The organism is Streptosporangium sp. NPDC002607, from assembly GCF_053592655.1.
This window is the reverse complement of sequence record NZ_JBSFWD010000102.1, coordinates 1-15194: the sequence shown is the minus strand read 5'-3', so window position 1 is coordinate 15194 and position 15194 is coordinate 1. Positions and strand designations below refer to the sequence as shown.

Genomic DNA, 15194 nt, shown 5'->3' with positions numbered 1-15194 from the left:
TCGAGCCCACGTCGAACCGCAGGCCCGGATAGGCCTGTCGAGCCAACTCGATCATCGCAGGAGAGGCATCGACACCGACCACCGCCAGCCCCAGCCCGTCCAGATAAGCGGTGATATGGCCAGGCCCACACCCCAGGTCCGCGACCTGGCCGTCCCCACCCGCATTTACGACCTCGGCGAAGGCACCCAAGATCGCACGGTCCACCGGTCAGGAGCCCACCTTGACCACCCTCGAACGCACCCTTGCCCAAGCACTCACGGAGATCGTCATCAGGCTCTGGTGACGGCGACCCGAGCACCAGCCCCATGACGGCGGCAGGCCGGTGCCGGGGGTGGCGTCTTGGATGGCGACGGTGATTGCCCGGCTGCCGGGCCGGGCCGGGCGGTGGGGCATCGGGCCGTTCCCGACGCCCCAGGTGTTCACGACTGTGGCCTCAAGCTTGTGGCCGGATCAGCGATCAGCGGGTTCCCACCACGTCAAATTGGCGGCCGCCTGGGCCACCGGCTCGATGATCTCCCACGCTTCGGCGATCAGCCCATCGTGCAACCGCCAGATATCGACTACCACGATTCCGGGCTCGGCGCCGGGCAGCCGCCGCTTGACGGGGACGCGCTATCGGCGGCCTGGGGCGCGATCGCAAGGGTGCTGCGGGCCCACGAGCCGTTTCCGGCGCTGGTCATCGATCGTCGCTGGAACATCGTGATGACCAATCGCGCCATCGAACCGTTCCTCGCAGACGTGGCCCCCGGCCTGCTCCGGCCGCCGATCAACATGGTGCGGCTGGGGCTGGACCCGCGCGGGCTCGCTCCCCGGATCGTCAACCTGGCCGAGGTGCGTTCGCTGCTGCGTACCCGGATCACGCGGCAGCTTGCCACGGCTCCCGACCCCGAGCTCACCGCGTTCTATGAGGAACTGCTGGCGCCCGGCTTCGACGACACGAGCCACCCGATCGAGTCCGAGGTCGCGATCCCGATGATCTTTCGCTTCGGCGGACGGGAAATACGACTGTTCTCGACCACCACCACGTTCGGCACGCCGATGGACATCACTCTGGACGAGGTCGCGGTCGAGTCGTACTACCCGACGGACGCCGAAAGCGCCGCCTACTTCACCCGATCCGACGTTGAGGCCAGATCAGCAGGGTAGGGCCGGCTGGGCTCGGCCTGACCGCTCCACAGGCGCGGCATCCGCGGGCTGCTTGCTTGCCTAACGTGCCTTAACAACCTTCAAGCCGCTGACCAGCTAGTTCACTTGACAACCCCAGATAACGATCGGCGCTGCGGAGAACAATCTATGCCGCCCGGTATCTGTCGGACCCAGCGTATCGCCGCAAGATCTCCCACCAGCTCAACAAGGGCGAGTCGCTGCACGCACTCAAGCGGGACCTGCTCTACGCCCACGAAGGCACGGTGCGCGCTCGCCACCTCGAGCAGCAGACCGAACAGGCGTGGTGCCTGACACTGGTCACCAACGCCGTGATCACTTGGACGACCGAGTACTACGGGCTGGCCGTCGAGTCGATGCGCGCGGCCGGGCGGCGCATCGACGACGAAGTCCTGGCCCGCATCTCCCCGGCGCACAGCGAGAACGTCAACTTCTTCGGCGCCATCGACGTCGACATCGAAGGGGAACTCGCCCGGCTCGGCCCCACCGGCTACCGGCCACTGCGCGTACGCGACATGCTCTTCTGACACCCCGCTCGGGCGAGCTTCGATGTCGCGCGGTCACGACGACGTTCGAGCCCGCCCCGCGCACTCCCGATCGGCCGACCGCAACATGCAGCGGCTTGAGATGGTCGCCGCGATGGATGAGGTGTCCCCGCAGTAACGCTCCTACGTCGGCCCGCCCCAGCACGAAGGTGTCCCGCTGGGGTGGATGGCCACCGAGACCGTCGGCCATGCGCATCCCGCACGTCAGCTACCGACCCCGGATACCCCCAGGATTACAACACTCGGTCTCGCCGACGACACAGTGACTCCGCCAGCGCGGAGACGATCAAGTCTTGGCGCCGACATGCTCTCACCGCACACTCACTCCCGGCCATCGGGTCACCCCTGAACCCCCCCGGCAGGCCGCTACCAGGGTCGGATTTCTTCTCAGAACTCGTTCTCACGTAAACAAGAACAGGGTGAGTTATGGGAGAGGTTTGTGAGAGGATTCCGAGGGTGAGCAGCGAACCGGACTCAGCCACCGCCGATGCCGACGAAGTCGAGCGCCACCTATGCCTGCGGTGCCGGGCCGAGCCGGGCTCTCCATGCCGGTCGCGCTCCGGCACGGTCGCCGGGACCTACCACACCGGCCGGTTCATGAAGGTGCCCCGGCTGGCGAAGCGGCTGCGGGTGCCGACGCCGGCCGATCGGGGACCGGGGCAGCTGTGGCGCCCGGGCAGCCCGCCGCCGGCGCCGATTCCTACGGACACCCCGGCCACCGACATCAGGGTCGGCTACGCCCGCTGCTCGCACCTGACCCAGGAACTCCAGTCTCAGCTCGACGCCCTGGAAGCGCACGGCATCAGCCGCGACAAGATCTTCGCCGAGAAGGTCTCCACCCGCGTCCGGGTGCGGCCAAAGTTCGAGGCCGCGCTGGAGATGTGCCGCCAGATCAAGGCCCACGCACCACACTGCCGCGTCATCCTCACCGTCTACGAGATGAAGCGGCTGGGCCGCGACTCCGCCGAGCTGACCGCGCTCGCCGACCACCTCACCGCCCACGGCATCGCCCTGGAAATGCTCGCCGGACCGCTGCCCGGCATCTACGACCCCAGCGGAACCGGCCGCATCCTGTTCGCGTTCTTCGCCGCGATGGCCGAAACCGAACGCGAGAACATCCGCGAAGCCACCCTCGAAGGCTTGAATGCCGCCGCCCGCAAGGGCAACCACGGCGGACGCCCACCAGTCATCACCGACGACATGCTGCACATCGTGCTCCGACGTCGTGCCGACGGCGAGTCGGTGCAGGACATCCGAGGCGACCTGATCATCCCCACCGGCAAACGCAAGGGACAAAACCCGAGCCTGGCCAGCATCTACCGAGCACTCGCCGAGCACGACAAGCGCCAGCGGCACCCGGACACGATCGAACAGGCCCACACCACGTTCGCAGCCGATCAGGCGAACACCTGACCAACCGAAACGGCCATCACCGCTGGTCAGCCAGTCGGGTGGCCCGAGGCGTCTCAGCCTCGGGCTCCCACAGAATCCCGGCGTGACAGTCTCCCGTCACCGGGCTCTTGTCATCCTGTTCGCCAGGCGTGCGGTGTCCACCGCCAATGCCGGAACATGGCGAGGTAGGCGCGGACAGCGCTTTTGTAGGCGCGTCGAGCCTTCCTGACCGGTTTCAGTCGTCGATACTTCTCACGGATCCAGCGCACCAGGGCGGGTTCGCCCGCCGTCGCCCACGTTCAGCTCGGTGACCCGCCCCGCACCTGACACGGCCGGCCGAGGGGTCACCCGAGCGCCCGGTCACGATTGGCCATCGCTGACGGCCAGTACGCCCTGCAGGCCGCGCGGACCGATCAGCCTGGAGGTATGAGGTGGTGGCCAGGTTTTTCCCGTTCGTGCTCGCGGTACTGGGCGTGGTCCTGGTCGCGGGGCTGACGTAGGTGCTCGGTCCGGGGGCGGCGTGGGTGCTGGAGCACTTCGACGGGGTACGCGGCTTGGACGACAAGGACCTGGCGGGGGCCCGGCAGGCCCGGTCGTCGGCGTGGTCGGGGTGGTGCAGCTCGGCGTAGGTCCTGCCGCGAGCACTGGGGTCCTCACCGTTCTCCGCGGTGCTGGGCTCGGGGATCAGGCCCATCACCTCGCGGTCGCCCGCGCGGCCGGGTCCGTAGACGTCGGCGAACGGGCAGAGGAAGAAGCGACGTTGTGGCTGTAGTTGTCGCGCACGGAGGTCAGGCCGGACCAGACCAGCGCCCCGGCCGCCGTGGCTTCCACTTGGCGGCACCCCATATCGCGGTGAGTGGCGGGCCCGGCGCCTGAGAGCCCTGGCGGCTGCCACGGCCGGCACCGTTCGTGGCGTTGTGGCCCCAGCGGTCGACGTCGCGCACGGAGCCCAGCACGGTGCGCGACCCCCTTGAATCAGAGACACGCCAGGCACAGTGATCTTACTTTGCGCACTTGAATCGCTACTTTATGCATGCGTCTTGTTGATGAGCGGAACCTGACTCACTCGTCCCGTCGGAAGAGGACCATGCATCCCATCCGCGTATCTGGCTTCTTCGTCATGCTCACCTCGGCATTGGCGATCGCCTGCGCCCCTGTCCCCGCGGCCATGGCCGCCACCTCCCACACCACACTCCACGCTGACCCTCCCGAGGAGGAAACCTGCCCCAACGGGCAGCCGAAACCGTGCGGCGCCCAGGAGGAACGCGGCGGCGTCGACGCCGACCGAGAAGAGACCAAGAAGGACACGGCCAAGGCCAAGGAGGACATCGCCGAGGCCAAAAAGAAGGTGGAGGAATGCCCTCCGACCTCGAAGCAGTGCATGGAGAACCTCATCGGCGACGGTGGTCAGCAGCGCAAGGACCTCGACGACACCCGGCAGGCACTGGCCAACTTCCGGCCCGCACCCTCAGACAACGCCGCATCCGCCATCGCCGAAACGTGTGACGAGTTCGCCGCGGGCCTGCCCGCCGCACTGCGTAACTCCCCTGACTTCTCCCAGCTGACCGGTGTCTGCGAGCTGATGAACCCATGACCGCCGTGAACTCTCCTCTTCGTTGGACACCGCTGGTTTTCGCCGCCGTCCTGGTCGCGCTCGTTCCGGCGACCGCCTTGGCCACCCCCATGCCCGGCGTGCCCGACGTGCCCGACGTTCCTGTCGCCCGGGCCTTCGACGGCGACAAGCCGCTGCCGTCGGTGGACGAGGCGGTCAGGCGGTGCGCGGAAAACCCCGGCGCCTGCCGCTTCCGCATCGACCCGCAGGCCTCCCGCGAGTACTACAGCGCCGTCAAGTCCCTGGGCAACGCGGTCATCAACTGCACCAAGGACCCGATCAGCGTGGCACGCCAGGTCACCTTGCGTACCGGCAGCACCGACAACCTCGGCGGTGAGATAACCGGCAACATCTCGATCGAGGGACAGGTCAACGCCTCCGGCGAGGCCTCCGCAGGGGTGTCGGGAGAAGGCAGCGGAACCTTCACCACCCCCAACACCCAGCAAGGACCATACGCCGCGTTCAATGCCAAAGGAGGGGCGAACGGCAGCGGCAAACTGGCGGGCTCGCTCGGCGCCAAGGGCGCCTTCCAGGGCGCCTTCAAGCTCCACTACCAGCGCAGCTGGACCACTGAGAACACCGAGACAACCTCCTACACCACCACCGTCCGCTCGGGCGACGCCCTGGTTTTTGGGGCCAGCTCCGCCATGCAGCGGGTCGCGGGAAAGATCACCATCGGCGCCCTGCAGGTGCGCAACGTCACGGTCGACGGCCCCTCGACCGTGAACACCAGCACCTTCGTCGCCGACACCTTCACCGTGCCGGGCGACACCTGCGACCGGTTGCGGCCCGCGAGCAAGACCGCCGTGGAAGACACCGTCAACCGCGGATTCCGCAGGGCTGATCGCTCGACGATCCTTCCCGCGCTGCCGGCAGGCGCGCGGCTGAGGCAACGCACCGTGCTCGCCGCCGAGCGTTCCTGACCGCCCCGCCCGAGCACCCCTTTTTTTTCGTGGAGATCATCATGACGTCACCGCACACTCCCGCCAGGGCCGCCGTCGCCGGCGCACTACTGCTGGGCCTGGGCCTGGCGGCACAGCCCGCACACGCCACCCAGCCCGCCCCTGCCACAGCATCCGCGCAGACCGCAGGGCCCGATACCAAGCCGGTCGCCGTCATCAACGGCGACTTCGCCCTGCCCGCCTTCACCGGCACCGGCCCGAACTGGGCGGCTGTCCAGGGCTGGTCCGTCGGCTCGACCAACGGATCCGGCACATCCTCCGGCGTCGCCCGCTACGCCGACACCGTCTCGGGCCATCCCGACGGCAAGACGGCCGTCATGCTTCGCCTGCCGAACGCCGCCACCCACTCCTTCAAGCAGCGGCTGCGCGGTGTGCGCGCGGGCGCCCAGGTCACCGTCACCTTCGACGACAGCCCCAGCGTGGCCGCCGTCTGTACCCCGGAGGCTCTCGCCCAAGGCCAGACCTACACCGTCGAGGGCGACGGCGGCCAGGCCAGCACCCAGACCACCGCCCCGGACCCGAACAAGAAACCCAGAACCCTCGGCACCGGTGTCTGGCGCACCGGCCAGACCTACACCTTCACCGCCGGCGAGCACGAGCCACTGCTCACCTTCACCTCCCAAGTGCCCGCCACCGACAACGCCAGAGGGGACTGCGGTCCCCTGATCGCCAATGTGCGGGCGGCCCAGATCCCGCCGCCGGTGGACAAGACCATCCCGAAGACCGCGCTGCCGGCCTCCCAGGCCTTCTACGGCAACGACCGCAGGCCGGTCGCCGACGCCGTCAACCACTGCGCGAGCGCGCCCGGCACCTGCTCCTTCACCCCGCAGGAGGACTACTCCTACACCTACTACGAGCCCGCGAAGGCCAACGGCGACACCTACATCAACTGCACCCGCAACGCCCTGACCCGCAACCGTCCCGTCACCGTCGCGGGACGCTCCTACGGCGACCTGCCCGCCAAGGCCGGACTACCGGGCAGCGCGGGCGCGGCCAGCTCCATGGCCCAGCAGTTCGCCGCCGGGTCCGGAACGGCTCCCAGCTGGGCCACCTCCATCACCCACAACGTCACCGAGGTCGTCCAGCCCGCCGAGGCCTCATGGGTGGAGACCCAAGCCGGGCGCCGCCGTACCGAGGGCTGGTTCACCACCAGCCCGGCTCCCGCCGACCCCCACACCGAGTGGCGCCTGCACACCGTCCTGGACTACCCCGCCACCGAGCTGTCCGACCGCCTCTACCAGCGCACCGGTCCGATGACCGGCTCCGAGAAGCAGCGCTGTCAGTCCAACCGCCCCACCGCCACCACCCCGGTCGGCGCCGACGCCCCCGCGGGCTTCGACCGCGCCCCCTGAAACGCGGGCAGGAAAGGGGGGTGAGGAACATCGGGCCGGAAACTGGCGCTTGTACGCTCCGTGACGGCCTACCACGGACAACAGCCCAATATCTGTGGTGGCAGTCATGGCGGGCTACGGTCCCGCCCAGCGGCGTCCGCGCGAATCGACCCCGTTATCTGCGGTAACGAGCCAGCGCACGATCCGGAACGAATGTTCCTCAAGCCCCGTCACCTGGACAGTGGAGTCGGCCAGCCCGTCGCACGCACCGGCCTTCACCGCGGCCGCCGACACCCGCCTGCTCGCCACCGGCACGCCGATGCGCGGCCAAGGGAGCGAGGCGAGCAAGGCGGCCGCGCGGGCCACGGCCACGCTGCTGGTCCGCCTCGACGCGGAGTGAGAGTGCCGACAGCGGGCGCGGGTGGCGGTCAGAACTCGTCGTCGAGTTGGCGGCGCAGCTGCTCGCGTTCCTCGCCGGTGATGCCGGTCAGCCATTCCCGCCAGGTGCCCGGCGGACTTGGGGTGTCGCCAATGAGCGTGCCACCAGCCGCCAACCGGGTTAATCACCCAGGCCAGGCGATGGTTCTCCCAGAGAGGACGAGCGGCCAGAGCCGTCACGATCTCCAGGGAACGTCGTTGACCTGTGGCTTCTTGCTCGTTTGGGGCTGGTAACACGCTCATTGGCGGCACCCCGTCTCAAGCTGCGTTGCAGACGCCTGCTTCCCACCCCAGATAACGGCCGAAACACTTCCTGGACACGCGTTCGAGGAACGGACAAGGCCGTGACGATCTCGGGCGATGGCCGGGCTCGCGTAAAGGAACGGCTCCTGTTCGCAAGCCCAAGGCCTGACATGCCACTATCAGAGGTATCTCACCTTGAGTTCCGCACGACTCCCCCTTCAGAATTCACGAACTCTCGGGGAACTGCCAGTTCCGCCAGGACGTCACGCGCACGCGCGTAGGGGTGTCTCATATGTCGCGGAACCCGGGGCCACGCCGTACCGACTCCTGGCGCCTCGCACCCCGTGCTAAGACATCGGTAGGGGGAGGGGATCCGGTCGTTATCTTGGGTGGCTCTCAGTAGTCGGCCATGTAAGGCAAGTAACGTGAGCACGTACTCGCCTTAACAGTATGCGGGGGTCTTCAGGCATGTTGGCCACCTCTGATGCGCTGCGATCGTGGCCTGATACTCCGGAACCTCCGGAGGAAGGACGAGTCCTCCTACCCCGTGGCGCAGTGCGACCGGTTGTGCTCCTGCCCGGCGATCTGCGCCGCTTCGATCCGGTCGGCATCGGTGACCACGCTGCGCAGGGCGGGGCTCGCCAACACCAGGGAGACCAGCAGAAGCACACCGGAGGCGATCGGAACGTAGTACAGCTCCACACGACCCAGCAGCCCGGCCAGGAGTGCGGCCACCGGCCCGAAACCCGTCGCCGACACCGCGACCATCGACATCACCCGGCCCATCTGGTGGCCCGGCACGATCAGCTGAATGGCCCCGAGCATGACGATGTTGGACGCGGTGATCGCGAAGCCCAGGACCACCCAGGCCGCGACGGCGATGTAGGCGTTGGGCGCCAGGCCGAAGCCGAGGAAGCACAACCCCGTGACGGTGAACAGCACCACTTCCAGGCGGAAGCGGCCGAGCCGGGCAACCATCCGTCCCGCGGCGGCGGCACCGAGGAGGGCACCGGCGGCCGACGAGCCGACGAACACCCCGTACAGGGAGGGCGGCACGCCGAAGTGGTCCCGGGCCAACAGCACCATGACCGCGCTCAACCCCATGAAGGAGGCGTTCAGCGCGACGCTGAAGAGCAGGATGGGCCCCAGGGAACTGCCGCGAAAGACGAAGGAGACGCCGTCGCGCAGGTCGGCCAGGGGTGAGGGGCGAACACCCGTCTCCGTGTCCTCGCCGATGGTGTTCTTGGGCCTGCGCACGGCCATGGGCAGTCCCAGCAGCACCAGGGCGCCCAGCAGGTAGGCGGCGCTGTTGACCGCCAGGGGCAGGACGGCCGCCACGACGAATAGGAACCCAGCCAGGGGGCCGCCGGCGAAGTCCTGGGTGACGGTCTTGCCGCCTTCCAGCCGTCCGTTGGCGCGGTCGATGGTCCCGGCAGGTGCGATGTCGGGGAGCATCGCCCGTCCGGCGATGTCGTAGAACACTTCACAGGTCATGACGGTGAACATGACCGCGTACAGCACCCAGATGCCCGCGTGGCCGGTGGCGATGAGCGCGGCCAGAGCGATCAGGGCGCCCGCGCGGACCAGGTTGGCCGCCACCATGAGCCGACCTCGATCGACACGGTCGGCGATCACCCCGGAGACCAGGCCGAACAGCAGCCAGGGCAGGAAGCGGGCCGCGAACAGCCCGGACACCATGAGCGGGTCGTTGGTGAGCAGCGCCGCCACCAGGGGCAGGGCGATGATCATCATGCCGTCGGCGATGTTGCTGGACAGGCTCCCGATCCAGAACCGGTTGAAGTCCCGCCCGAGCTCGGGTGCGGTTTCGGGGTTCGCGGGTCCGCTGGAGGTGTCCGGGGAAGTACTGGAGGGGTGTTCCTGCATGGGTGGACACCTTTCCGCACGTGGGGGCTCGCGCGAGCCTGGGGCCGGCCGCATCGGTGGAACGGTTACTCAACCACTTCCTCCACCGTTTGCCTCGCCCTGAAACCCGGGCGCCCTGGCGCCGCCGCGGACCTGCCGGGTGGATCGTGCCCACGGCGGCCTCCCGGGGCTATCGCAGCTGGAAACCGCCGCCGCGGGTCCGCCGGAGTGACCAGCGCGGCAGCCGATAAGCGCTGCGGGCACGGCCAGCGTGTGTGGTCGGCGCGGTTCCACCACACGGCGGTGCTGGTGACGGCGCCGATGACGCCAGTCGCCGTCACCAGCAGCAGGCCGAGCAGGCCGGGCGGGTCCTGGCCTGCTCAGGGTCTCCGCGTTGCCTGGGGCTGCTGCGACGCAAGTACATGGAAATTCCAATAATTGGAATCTCCATGTACTGTGGCGGTTATGGATGACCTGCGGCTGAACGAAGAGCTCATCGACTGCCTGTTTGCGATCCGTACCCAGGTGCACGCCGAGCTCAAGGAACTGGCCCGCGAAGCGGGGCTGACCGACACCCAGACCGATGTGCTGTGGAGGCTGAGCCGCGAGCAGGAGATGACCGCGCGCCGCCTAGCCGACCGCTTGCAGTGCGACGCCTCGACCGCCACGTCGATGATCGACCGGCTCGAGAAGCGCGGCTTGGTCCGCCGCGTGCCCCACCCCACCGATCGCCGCGCGAAAGTCATCCAGCTCACTCCCGAGGGGTGCACGCTGCGTGATCGCGTCATCCAGCACACCACTGAGCACTCACCCTTCGCCCGCCTCGACCGCGAGAGCAGGCTGCGCCTGCACGCGCTTCTCCGCGAGGTGATCGACGGCACTCAGTCGACAGGTGAGCCCGCCACCGTCAAGGACAACCACGAAAAGGAACAGCAATGAGCAGCAAGACCGCAGTCATCACCGGCGGAGGCTCCGGCCTGGGCCTGGTGACGGCACGCCACCTGATCAAGGCCGGGCAGACCGTCGTCCTCGTCGGCCGGGACGCGGCGCGCACCAAGGCCGCCGCCGACAGCTTGCGCGGCCCGGCCCCTGCGGGCAGTGACGCGGCCCCGCCGAGGACGTATATCGCCGACCTGGAACAGTGGTCGCAGGTACGCGCCCTCGCATCGAAATTGGCTGCCGACACCGTCCCGGTGGACGTCCTCATCAACAACGCAGGGGCGGCCTTCCCCCGGTACGAGCAGACGGCGGACGGCGTCGAACGCACCTACGCGATCAATCACCACGCCCCGTTCCTGCTTACCCACGCCCTCCTGGCCGCAGGAGCGCTCACCCCCGAAGCGCGGATCATCAACATGTCCACGTTCGTGGAAAAGCGCGGCAAGCTCGACGTCAAGGATCCGGATGTCGCGGGGAGAGCGTGGAACAGCCGCTTCTACAACCAGATCAACGTCTACGCGACGAGCAAGCTCGTCAGCCTCCTGGCCACTCGAGAGCTCGCACACCGCCTGCCCGACGGTATGAGCATCTACAACGCCAATCCCGGCATGGTGAAGGGAACCGCGATCAACAGCAACGCAGGCGGCCTGATGCGGCTGACCGCCCCACTGTTCCGTCCGTTCGCCATCACCCCGGACGAAGGTGTGCAGACCCCCGTCTGGCTCGCCACCGCCTCGCCCGCCCCGCACCCCAGCGGCGGCTTCTTCAGCAAATCCCAGCCGGACGCCCCTTCGCGCCTCGCACTGGACGACACCCTCGCCCGCATCCTCTACACCAAGACGGCAGCCCTCCTCGGGGTGGAGCCCCTCAAGGAGCGAGCCGGATCACGCTAGTTGAAACCAGGTAGGGAATGATCAGGCTATCGGACGAGTCCCTGGCCGGATACCTCCTCAGACTGTCCTACCGGTTATGCATCACTCCCCTTCAACTCGCCCGGCTGACCGGATGCGCCCGCGGCACCTCCACGCTCATCAGTCGTCGGCTCCTGCTCGACCTCGACATCGGCGACTTCGCCCGGGCCACCAGGCTGACCACCGACGAAGCCGCCGCTCTGACGCTGCTTCCCTGAGCGGACCGCTACCCTCCGATCGCGCGTTCACGATCCGGGTCCTCCTGGCCGACGTCCTTCGACTATTTCGTAGACGATCGTGAACGACAGCAAACGCAACAGGGTGAACCGCTCGGCATGCTCGTCGGTAGTCACGGGGACGTGACCACCCGTGTGGCGGCGGCCGGCTGCTCAGGACGCGGGCCGCCCTTGGGCCAGAGCAGGGAGCCCGGCTTGCGGGCCTCGCGGCGGATCTTCCACACCCCGAGCTTGCAAGTTAGCTCCTTGTATGCCGCGCTAATGCGGCCGCCGACGTAGACGTTCACCGAGGTGTCGTCTTTGCGGGCGAGCTGTCGCATGGCGGCGCGCCGGCCGAGGCTGACGCACGACCCCGTGAGGGCCAGGTTGATCACCGCCGGTTCGGTCCCCGCAACGCGGCTCAGCACCGTGTTGGCGGCCTGCGCCCCCAGCGGCGCGGCGGCCTGGCAGCTCATCCGCAGCGGCTGGCCCGACGGGGCGGCGGCGTCGCCGGCCGCGACGATGCGGTCGTCGTCGACGCTGGTCAGCGTCTCGTCGGTGAGCAGCCGGCCGAGCTCGTCGGTGCGCAACCCGCTCACGGCCGCCAACTCCGGCACGCCGAAACCTGCCGCCCAGATGGTCAGTGCGCTCGCACGCACCGCACCGTCGGCGAAGACGACCGCGTCCGGCCGGACCTCGGTCACCTCATTGGCCTCGAGCACGGCGACACCGTGCCGGGACAGCCACTTGGCGACGTATCGGCGACCCGGCGCACTCACTGAGGGCGCCAGGATTCCGCCACACACCAGCGTGACCGTGCGTCCTTGTTCGGCCAGTTCGGCGGCCGTCTCGATGCCGGTCAACCCGGCGCCGACCACGGTGACCGGAGCATCGGGAGGCAACTCGTCAAGCTTGGTGCGCAGCCGCTGCGCAGACTCGAATTCGGCGATGGAGACAGCGAATTCGGCCGCGCCGGGCACCGACAACGGTATCGCCGCGGTGCTGCCGACCGCGTAGATGACGTAGTCGTAGTCCAGCGCGCAGCCCGACGCCAGCCGCACCGTGCGGGCGGCGGTGTCGATGCGCGTGGCGCTGCCGACCACCAACTGGATGTCCTCGCCCAGCAGCGTGCCGTAGTCCACCGTGGCCTCGCCGGTGCCGGCCACGAACTGGTGCAGCCGGATTCGGTCGACGAACTCCGGGCGGGGATTGACCAGCGTGATGTCGACGTCGGCGCGCATCCGCAGATGGTTGGCCGCGAGTGTTCCGGCGTAACCGCCACCGATGACGACGACCTTGTGGGGTGTGTGGTGTTCGGGCATGGACATGACAACGTTTCCCTTCTCGATCTCAGCGAGGATGTGAGGCTTGCGACCCGATGGGGGTGGTCCTTCAACACGAAGTGGCCGACACGGGGTTCTCGACGGCGATCCGCATACCCGCCGGGGGCGGCTACCCGCGTGCTGGATGGTGTCTCACCAGTCCGACAACACAAGACCTCGGAATGTGAGGCGGCATGTGAGGCGACGCGCCAACCTCACAGTTCACCGCGCTGTCTTGTCGAACTGGTGAGGGCAGACCCGACCAAGGGAGTCAGTGACACGATGGCCAGGACACCATGACCACCCCATCCGAGCCAGGACACGGCCGGCCGGATCCGGGCCTGAGCGCGCTCATGAACGAACGGCGCCAGCTGATCAATCTCGCATACCGGCTCCTCGGCTCCCTGGCCGATGCCGAGGATGTCGTCCAGGAGACCTACGCCCGCTGGTACGCCATGTCCCGGCAACAGCAGGACGCCATCGCATCCCCCGGCGCCTGGCTGACCAAGGTCGCCGGCCGCCTCTGCCTCAACGTGCTCTCCTCGGCACGGGCCCGGCGAGAGACCTACGTGGGCGAGTGGATCCCCGAGCCGCTGCCCGAACCCAGGGAGTGGATCACCGGGCGCCCGGACGGCATCAGCGTCGACCCGGCCGACCGGGTCACCCTGGATGAGTCGATCAACATGGCCTTCCTCGTCGTGCTCGACTCGATGACCCCGGCCGAGCGCGTCGCGTTCATCCTGCACGACGTCTTCCGCTACCCCTTCGCCGAAGTGGCCGAGATCGTCGGCCGCACCCCCGCGGCCTGCCGCCAGCTGGCCTCCTCGGCCCGCCGTCGCATTCACGCGTCGCGGGCTCCCGCGGCTCCGGCATCCCAGCAGGCCGGCGTCGTCAGGGACTTCAAACAGGCATGGGAAGCCAAGGACATCAACGCCCTCATCGGCCTCCTCGACCCCGACGCCACGGCGACCGCCGACGGCGGCGGCGTCGTCGGTGCCGTACTCCGCCCGATCGAAGGCGCCGAGCAGATCGTGCGCTCACTGCTCAATCTCGCCGGCAGGCTACGCAACCTGACGATCCTGGAGCGTACGGTCAACGGCCAGCCCGGCCTGATCGCTCAGCACGATGGCGTCACCGTGTCGGTGTACGCGTTCGACATCGCAGGCGACCGGATCAAGCACATCTGGGCGGTACGCAACCCCGACAAGCTCCGGCCGTGGACCGGTGGGGCCGCAGCACTCGGCGACTCAGGAACAGCACGTGGCGCCCGAGCGACGGAAGATGATCTTAGCTAGCACGGACACGCTTGGTTTCGAGCGCGCCTTGCCCGAGGTCAAAGGGTTTCGCCGGCGCCCCCCACCCGCGATGAACAGGTATCGCCGCAGGCCGGTGGCACCACACACGACGCTCAACGTTTAGTCGCCTTTACAGACTTACCCGGTAGCGCAGACGGTCTCACACGATCACCGGATGAAAGGGCAGAAGATGACGAAAGCGCTGGAATTGCCGCTGCACATGCGGCGGAACGGGCTCAACCCGGTCGAGGAGCTGGCCCGGGCTCGCGATGGCGAGGGTGTGGTGCGGGTGGAGACGCCGTTCGGCGCGCCCGCGTATCTGGTCTGCCGCCAGGAGGATGTTCGCCGGGTGCTGGCGGATCCGGCCCGGTTCAGCAGCGCCCTGACGCCGTTCCCAGGATCTGGGCAGATGAACGCCGACGAGCCGGCCACGATGCGGGCCGGCCAGCTGATCGGGTTCGACCCGCCCGAGCACACGCGGTTGCGCCGGATGCTCACCCCGGAGTTCACGGTACGGCGGATGCGCAGGCTCGAGCCGCGGATCACCGAGATCGTCCAGGCGGCTCTGGACGATCTGGAGCGGGCCGGTAAGCCGGCCGATCTGGTGGCGCACTTCGCGCTGCCGGTGCCGTCGCTGGTGATCTGCGAGCTGCTGGGCGTGCCGTACACCGACCGCGCCGCCTTCCACGAGCGTGCCGTGCGCCTGCTGGACACCTCCTTGCCGATGGACCAGCGCGTCGCGGCACAGCGGGAGGACCGCGCCTACATGGCCGACCTGGTGGCCCGCGCGCAGGCGGATCCTGGCGAGGACATGCTGGGCATGCTGGTGCGCGAGCACGGCCACGATCTCAGTACCGACGAGCTGGTCGGCATCGCGGGACTGCTGCTGCTGGCCGGGCACGAGACGACCTCGAACATGCTCGGCCTGGGCACCCTGGCCCTGCTGCGGCACCCGGACCAG

16 protein-coding genes and 1 pseudogene are annotated in these 15194 nt (G+C 68.4%); 13 read left to right on the top strand and 4 right to left on the bottom strand.

Annotated features, from left to right (window positions below):
• A partial coding sequence (locus ACWD3H_RS46160) for a class I SAM-dependent methyltransferase (RefSeq protein WP_451959571.1) occupies positions 1-205 on the bottom strand: 205 nt, incomplete at its 3' end.
• A gap of 135 nt (positions 206-340) precedes the next feature.
• Between ACWD3H_RS46160 and ACWD3H_RS46155 the strand changes: the two genes are divergently transcribed.
• From ACWD3H_RS46155 to ACWD3H_RS46120, 8 genes are all read left to right on the top strand, one after another.
• Positions 341-1147 (top strand): MmyB family transcriptional regulator, encoded by an 807-nt coding sequence (locus ACWD3H_RS46155; RefSeq protein WP_451959570.1) that lies wholly within the window; start codon positions 341-343, stop codon positions 1145-1147.
• Positions 1148-1278: 131 nt separating this feature from the next.
• Positions 1279-1692, top strand: a complete 414-nt coding sequence (locus tag ACWD3H_RS46150) for a Tn3 family transposase (RefSeq protein WP_451959572.1) — start codon at positions 1279-1281, stop codon at positions 1690-1692.
• A 474-nt stretch (positions 1693-2166) separates the two neighbouring features.
• Positions 2167-3123, top strand: a complete 957-nt coding sequence (locus ACWD3H_RS46145) for a recombinase family protein (RefSeq protein WP_451959569.1) — start codon at positions 2167-2169, stop codon at positions 3121-3123.
• A 479-nt stretch (positions 3124-3602) separates the two neighbouring features.
• Positions 3603-3731 carry a hypothetical protein gene (locus tag ACWD3H_RS46140; protein ID WP_451959568.1) on the top strand — a complete coding sequence of 43 codons (129 nt, stop codon included), beginning with the start codon at positions 3603-3605 and terminating at the stop codon, positions 3729-3731.
• Positions 3732-4189: 458 nt separating this feature from the next.
• A complete protein-coding gene (locus ACWD3H_RS46135; protein WP_355566858.1) occupies positions 4190-4696 on the top strand; it encodes a hypothetical protein in 507 nt (168 codons plus the stop codon).
• Positions 4697-4701: 5 nt separating this feature from the next.
• Positions 4702-5637: a hypothetical protein gene (locus ACWD3H_RS46130; RefSeq protein WP_451959567.1), complete on the top strand. Its 936-nt coding sequence runs from the start codon at positions 4702-4704 to the stop codon at positions 5635-5637.
• Between the two features lie 41 nt (positions 5638-5678).
• Complete coding sequence (locus ACWD3H_RS46125; RefSeq protein WP_451959566.1) at positions 5679-7028, top strand: hypothetical protein; 1350 nt, start codon at positions 5679-5681, stop codon at positions 7026-7028.
• A gap of 220 nt (positions 7029-7248) precedes the next feature.
• Complete coding sequence (locus tag ACWD3H_RS46120) at positions 7249-7407, top strand: hypothetical protein (protein ID WP_451959565.1); 159 nt, start codon at positions 7249-7251, stop codon at positions 7405-7407.
• A gap of 28 nt (positions 7408-7435) precedes the next feature.
• On the opposite strand, the gene ACWD3H_RS46115 is transcribed toward ACWD3H_RS46120, so the two are convergent.
• Both ACWD3H_RS46115 and ACWD3H_RS46110 read right to left on the bottom strand, forming a co-directional pair.
• Positions 7436-7561 (bottom strand): hypothetical protein, encoded by a 126-nt coding sequence (locus tag ACWD3H_RS46115; RefSeq protein ID WP_451959564.1) that lies wholly within the window; start codon positions 7559-7561, stop codon positions 7436-7438.
• Positions 7562-8228: 667 nt separating this feature from the next.
• Positions 8229-9572: an MFS transporter gene (locus ACWD3H_RS46110; RefSeq protein ID WP_451959563.1), complete on the bottom strand. Its 1344-nt coding sequence runs from the start codon at positions 9570-9572 to the stop codon at positions 8229-8231.
• A gap of 444 nt (positions 9573-10016) precedes the next feature.
• Between ACWD3H_RS46110 and ACWD3H_RS46105 the strand changes: the two genes are divergently transcribed.
• The 3 genes from ACWD3H_RS46105 to ACWD3H_RS46095 are packed head-to-tail and all read left to right on the top strand — an operon-like array spanning position 10017 to position 11619.
• Entirely contained in the window at positions 10017-10490 is a 474-nt protein-coding gene (locus ACWD3H_RS46105) for a MarR family winged helix-turn-helix transcriptional regulator (protein ID WP_355566843.1), read from the top strand.
• Complete coding sequence (locus ACWD3H_RS46100) at positions 10487-11383, top strand: SDR family NAD(P)-dependent oxidoreductase (RefSeq protein WP_451959562.1); 897 nt, start codon at positions 10487-10489, stop codon at positions 11381-11383. Before ACWD3H_RS46105 ends, ACWD3H_RS46100 begins: the two co-directional genes overlap by 4 nt.
• A gap of 17 nt (positions 11384-11400) precedes the next feature.
• On the top strand, positions 11401-11619 hold the full coding sequence (locus ACWD3H_RS46095; protein ID WP_451959561.1) for a hypothetical protein: 219 nt from the start codon (positions 11401-11403) through the stop codon (positions 11617-11619).
• Between the two features lie 131 nt (positions 11620-11750).
• On the opposite strand, the gene ACWD3H_RS46090 is transcribed toward ACWD3H_RS46095, so the two are convergent.
• Positions 11751-12944: an NAD(P)/FAD-dependent oxidoreductase gene (locus ACWD3H_RS46090; RefSeq protein ID WP_451959560.1), complete on the bottom strand. Its 1194-nt coding sequence runs from the start codon at positions 12942-12944 to the stop codon at positions 11751-11753.
• Between the two features lie 290 nt (positions 12945-13234).
• On the opposite strand from ACWD3H_RS46090, the gene sigJ reads away from it, so the two are divergent.
• Positions 13235-14233 (top strand): RNA polymerase sigma factor SigJ, encoded by a 999-nt coding sequence (sigJ, locus tag ACWD3H_RS46085; RefSeq protein WP_451959559.1) that lies wholly within the window; start codon positions 13235-13237, stop codon positions 14231-14233.
• Positions 14234-14408: 175 nt separating this feature from the next.
• Positions 14409-15194: pseudogene (locus ACWD3H_RS46080) on the top strand (cytochrome P450); the annotation flags it as partial.

Coding starts and splice junctions, on each gene's coding strand:
- sigJ (WP_451959559.1), top strand. CDS start 13,235: ATGACCACCCCATCCGAGCCAGGACACGGCCGGCCGGATCCGGGCCTG.
- ACWD3H_RS46105 (WP_355566843.1), top strand. CDS start 10,017: ATGGATGACCTGCGGCTGAACGAAGAGCTCATCGACTGCCTGTTTGCG.
- ACWD3H_RS46125 (WP_451959566.1), top strand. CDS start 5,679: ATGACGTCACCGCACACTCCCGCCAGGGCCGCCGTCGCCGGCGCACTA.
- ACWD3H_RS46095 (WP_451959561.1), top strand. CDS start 11,401: ATGATCAGGCTATCGGACGAGTCCCTGGCCGGATACCTCCTCAGACTG.
- ACWD3H_RS46110 (WP_451959563.1), bottom strand. CDS start 9,572: ATGCAGGAACACCCCTCCAGTACTTCCCCGGACACCTCCAGCGGACCC.
- ACWD3H_RS46090 (WP_451959560.1), bottom strand. CDS start 12,944: ATGTCCATGCCCGAACACCACACACCCCACAAGGTCGTCGTCATCGGT.
- ACWD3H_RS46100 (WP_451959562.1), top strand. CDS start 10,487: ATGAGCAGCAAGACCGCAGTCATCACCGGCGGAGGCTCCGGCCTGGGC.
- ACWD3H_RS46135 (WP_355566858.1), top strand. CDS start 4,190: ATGCATCCCATCCGCGTATCTGGCTTCTTCGTCATGCTCACCTCGGCA.